5 protein-coding genes are annotated in these 5,007 nt (G+C 65.0%); 2 read left to right on the top strand and 3 right to left on the bottom strand.

The window, feature by feature from the left end:
• Both U9980_RS08415 and U9980_RS08410 read left to right on the top strand, forming a co-directional pair.
• A partial coding sequence (locus U9980_RS08415; protein WP_322749800.1) for a TM2 domain-containing protein occupies positions 1-345 on the top strand: 345 nt, incomplete at its 5' end.
• The gene (locus U9980_RS08410) at positions 338-757 is read left to right on the top strand and encodes a DUF2752 domain-containing protein (RefSeq protein WP_322767418.1); all 420 of its coding nucleotides are present in this window, start codon (positions 338-340) and stop codon (positions 755-757) included. The genes U9980_RS08415 and U9980_RS08410, both read left to right, overlap by 8 nt.
• A gap of 15 nt (positions 758-772) precedes the next feature.
• On the opposite strand, the gene U9980_RS08405 is transcribed toward U9980_RS08410, so the two are convergent.
• The 3 genes from U9980_RS08405 to U9980_RS08395 form a co-directional block, all read right to left on the bottom strand.
• Entirely contained in the window at positions 773-2,548 is a 1,776-nt protein-coding gene (locus U9980_RS08405; RefSeq protein WP_322767417.1) for an ArnT family glycosyltransferase, read from the bottom strand.
• Positions 2,545-4,437 carry a glycosyltransferase gene (locus U9980_RS08400; RefSeq protein WP_322767416.1) on the bottom strand — a complete coding sequence of 631 codons (1,893 nt, stop codon included), beginning with the start codon at positions 4,435-4,437 and terminating at the stop codon, positions 2,545-2,547. The genes U9980_RS08405 and U9980_RS08400 overlap by 4 nt, the downstream gene beginning before the upstream one ends.
• 18 nt (positions 4,438-4,455) lie before the next feature.
• Positions 4,456-5,007 (bottom strand): SCO family protein (locus U9980_RS08395; RefSeq protein WP_322767415.1); only part of this gene is annotated, 552 nt, incomplete at its 5' end.

Genomic DNA, 5,007 nt, shown 5'->3' with positions numbered 1-5,007 from the left:
GGCTATCCGCCGAACCCCGGCTACCAGAACGCTCCCGGCTATCCACCGGGCCCCAGGCAGCCCGTACCGCCGAATTACGGGCCCGGATCATACGACCCGTCGGCTCCGTTCGGACGCCATCCGGCGACCGGGGAACCGTACTCGGACAAGCAGAAGCTTGTTGCCGGGCTGCTTCAGATTTTCCTGGGTGGCTTCGGGGCAGGGCGATGGTATCTGGGCGACACCAGCACCGCACTCGCCCAGTTGTTCACCTGTGGTGGCCTCGGGATCTGGGCGCTGATCGACGGGATTCAGATTCTTACCGGCGATGTGCGTGACGTGCAGGGCCGGCCACTTCGTGATTGATCAGAATCACTCTTTCGGAGCTGCGGGCCGTGGCCGGTTGCTACTCGGTGTGACCGGGTGCGCGCTCGGCATCGGCTATCTTGTCGTTGTTGATCCGCACGACCCGGATGCGGTCATGCCGCGCTGTCCGACGAAGATTGTCACCGGGCTCGACTGCCCGGCATGTGGAGGCCTTCGGCTGGTTCACGACCTGCTTCACGGTCATGCGAGGGCTGCGGTTCACGACAATCCCTTTGTCCTGCTCTGCAGTCCGGTGCTGATGTACCTGGGCTGGCGGCACCTGCGTGCGGCCAGCCTGGGCGAACGGACCCGGGTTCCCAGGCCACTTGCTTCTGGCCTTGGTGGCGGCGCGCTCGTCTGGATGGTCGTACGCAACCTGCCTGGGTGGCCCCTGAAGCCGACATCCACCTGACCAGGCGGCAGGTAGTCAGCAGCTCGGCGAGGCTGTCACCTCGGCGGGACACCCCGACTTGATCACCTTACGGATCGTAATCTGTCCATCCGATCCGAAGGACCTCACCACGACCGAATGTTGCAGCCCCTCCGCCACCAGCGGAAGATCATGCAAGGTGGACGGCATCAGCTTGCCGAGAACGAAATAGTCGACATCCTGCCAGCCGTTCGTGAGCTTTCCGCGAACCGCGGGGTCGAGGTCCAGCTTGTAGAACCAGATCGGGTCCGGCTTCTTTCCCGCGATCACGAGATCAGTCCAGATGTTGTCGTCCGTCACGACGGTGTTGCCGTTGGGCACGTTCTCGATGTACCAACGTGCGGCGTCCCGGCTCGGCCTGCTGTCGTCGGCGGTCAGCGCGGTACGCAACGTCGGTGCCCACCGGCCCGGCAGGGCGACCAGGCCCACGATCACCACGCAGACCACGACGGCGACGCGCGCTGTCCTGGCCGCGGCGATCCGGCGCCGGCTCGCCGCCGCGTTGGAGCCACGAATAACCCCGGGAGTAGGGCCTGCGGCGCCGCGGAAGAGAGAGGCTCGTACCGCCTGTGGCCCACGGGTGACCCGGGGAAGGGTCACGTCGAGCATTCCGGCGGTACACAGCGCCGCGAACGGCAGCATCGCGGTTACATAGGCGTACGGCATGTAGCCGTCACGGAACATGAAGACGACCTGAATCAGAAGCAGCGCCGCAACCATCCGAAGACGCCGGACACAGAGCGCTGGGACCGCAGCGAGGACACCGGCACCCAGCAGATACGGATCCAGGTGCAGCCAGAGACCGGCCATACCCTGCGTGCCGCTACCCGCCTGCAGCAGGCTCCCGCTCGCGGTCCGTTCGAACAGCTGCCACTTGATCGCACGGATCAGCGAGACGTGGTCCGCCCCCTCGAACAGCTCGTTCTTCGCCACCGCATAGAGGACGTAGATTCCACAGATTGCGGTCAGGAAACCGAGGAAGTTGCCGCGTACGAACCGCCAGTTACGCGGATCCCGGTTCGTCCGGAGCAGAAAATATACACCCGGCAGGAGCATCAGGGATGTTTCCTTCGACCAGAACGCGAAGGCCATGAATACCCCGGACGCGATGGCCGAGCCCACACTGCGCCGTGGCGACGCCGCACAGACCAGGGCGGCCACCACCCACAACACTGCAATGTTGTCGAGGAATGCCAGTCGCTGATACCACACCGCGAGCGGCGCCAGGGAGAACAGCAGGACGGCGAGACCGGCGAACGCACGCCGAAACGCGAGCCGGCGGGCGAGCAGGTAAATGAGCGCGCAACTGACCAGATGGACGACCAGCATGCACTCGCGTGCGGCCGTCACCGCAGAAGACGCCCGCTCGAAGGCATTCGTGACGGTTGTGTAGACGGCTATGAACAGCCAACCGCCAAAAGGATGGTCATACCAGTAGGTGTAGTGGGCGATCTGGCCCCGGTATTGCATCGCGTATGCCTGGGCCGCATACGTGCCCTCATCGTCGTTGATCCGGCCGGGCCAGCCATCGAGGTTGATCCCGTGAACCAACCCGCAGGCAACGAGAATAAGTGTCAACAGGGCCAGGCTCCGCCAGTGCGCGAACAGCCAGCCGGCGATGCGCGCTCGGGCGGTCGACATGCGATCCCCGAATATCCGACGATCCCGGGTACCGCTGCCGACGACGTCGATGCCATCCGGGTCGGCGACCGGCAGCGTGGCTGTGGCTGTGGCTGTGGTCGTGGCTGTGGTCGTGGTCGTGGTCGTGGTCACGAAACCCCCTCGAGCTCGGAGGAGCCCAGCATCACCACGTGGTGGGCACCGACATGCGTGGTTTTCTCCCACTGCACCTTGCCCTGGACCAGTCGCACGATGGCGCGTAGCGCCGCCACGGACAGGACCAGCTGATATACCGGCGCGCTCACTATCAATCGGGCGCTGTCGAGTAGACCGACCTTGAGCTGATATGCATCGGCAAAGTCGTGGAAAGCCGCCTGTTCCGTGATGACCATCAGAATCATCGCCAGCAGCGGTAGCCAGAATATGATCACGAGTCCCACTGGCGCCTTCAGAAAAAAGGTGAGCAGCACCGACGTGGGCAGAGCCAGCCCGGCAGCGGCCTGGAAGAACGGCATCAAGAGCATTTCCACGGCGAGCGCGCGCCGGCGCCAACCCGGAAGTCCGCGCCACTCGCCCTTTTGGAACACCTGGATGAAGCCCATCATCCACCGAGTCCGTTGCACCACCAGCTTCCCCAGGGTCTCCGGTGTCTCTTCCCGCGTCGTCAGCTCCGGATGGTAGAAGACCATGGTTTCGACCCCAGCCACCGAGGCACGCACGCCGAGATCACAGTCCTCGGTCAGGCAGGAGACATCCCACCCGCCCAGCCCGTCGAGAACCTCGCGCCGGATGAATACCGTGTTGCCGCCGAGCGGAATGAAACGCGCCACCGCCTGATAGCGCAACCTCGACATGAACCAGATGTAGTACTCCAGGCAGTTACGGGCCCGCCACCACGATGTGGCACTGTTGAGCCAGGACGCCAACGCACGCACCGGCCCGGCCGATTCCGGTCGCCGCCAGCCCGTACCGCGGACATTCATCAGCTGGACGCCGCCCTGGAAAATCCCGATCTCGGGATGATTGACGGCGAGTGTGTTCACGTAGCTGAGCAAGCCGCCGGCGACCAGCGACTCCGCGTCGACAATACCGATCAGATCGCCCTGGCAGTACTTCCGCGCATCCTCCAGCGAAAGCGGCTTGCTGCGCATGGCGCTTCGCGGCGTCACGAGCTTTACATTGGGGTGACGATCGGCGAATTCCTGGGCCACTGCACGCGTCTCCCGGTCGACCTCGTCGTCGGATACCACGACGACAAGCTCGAAGAGGTCCGGCGGGTAAGCACCGGCCAGTAGCTGGGCCAGGGTACGGCCGAGGACGGGCTCCTCCCGCGCGGGCACGATCAGTGAAAAGGTGTGCTGGGCTGGGGTGCGGTCCTCCAGGTGCACGTGGTCGACCCGTTCGGGCCGCTGCCAGCCGTACTGTGCCCGGACCAGGGTCAACCCGGCGACGAACAGCATCGCGAGCGACACTGCGGTCCACCCGGCGAGGGCCACCTCGCCGCGGTTCATATACAGCATCCGGGCGATGGCTACAAGTAGCGGAAGCATCGGCAGGACGAGACAGCCGCGAAGGAAGCGAACACGTGGCGTCGCGTCGGTCTGTGCGGCGACAAGCCAGGTGCCGACCACCACGTGCCCGCAAACCACCACCAGCGCACTCACCAGGGTGACGAGCAGCTGGCGCATGCTGACCTGTCCGACGACCGGAGCGCTCTGGTCGGATCTGGTCAGCTCGACGAAGATGAGCCAACCGACCGCCTCGGTCGAGATCCGTGCGGCCTCGGACCACAACCAGCCGCCCTGGCGGCGCCACCAGGTGAAGTCACGGTCCAGACCTTGCACGAGAAATATCGTGGCGACGACCGAGTATCCGTACGCGACCTGGCCCCCCACCCCGAGAAACCACGCGAACACGACCGACAATGCGACGCGGATGAACACGCTCATCCCACCGCTCACCACGAAACGCAGCCGTCCGGATGGGCTGTCCAAACGGGTTCGCAGCGGCGGTGGCGGGGCAAGCACCTGGCTGGGATTCACAGATTCCTACCTGAGTTCTCACGAGACGGCGACCAGCCGCGGGAAGTCCGCCGCATAGTCTGCGACCTTGGTACTGGCAAAGTAGAGAACGTGTTCGGTGTTATCGGCGCCATAGCCGGCGACCTGGGCCGCATGCGCCACGCTGTACCGGCCACCCGGTACCTGTTGCGCGCTCGCGAGCGGGACGCCGGCCGCCTGCTGCGCGGCATCAAGCTGCGCCGGTGAACCGGTGAGCCCGACGAACGTGGAATCGAACTGGTTCAACCAGCGCCGGAGCACTCCCGCTGTGTCACGGCCGGGATCGGTCGTGACGAAGACGACGGTGACCGCCGAGCCGACAGCCGAACTCACCAGTTGCTTGGCCGCGGCGATGTCGGCCATTGTCGTCGGGCAGACATCCGCGCAGTTCGTATAGCCGAAGAACAAAAGCGTGGCCCGGCCGGCGGTCTCCTTGGCAAAGTCGAAATTCCGCCCGGAGGTGTCGACCAGTGTGAACGAAGGCCGGGGCCTGGACACCTTCGCAACGGTGCCGTGCCACCCGCCCGCCGCCGGCCCGGCATTCAATGATGG

The sequence above is a fragment of the Protofrankia sp. Cr1 genome, assembly GCF_963555865.1.
Classification (GTDB): Bacteria; Actinomycetota; Actinomycetes; order Frankiales; family Frankiaceae; genus Protofrankia.
The sequence above is the reverse complement of the archived record's forward strand: the minus strand, read 5'-3'. Positions and strand labels throughout refer to the sequence as shown.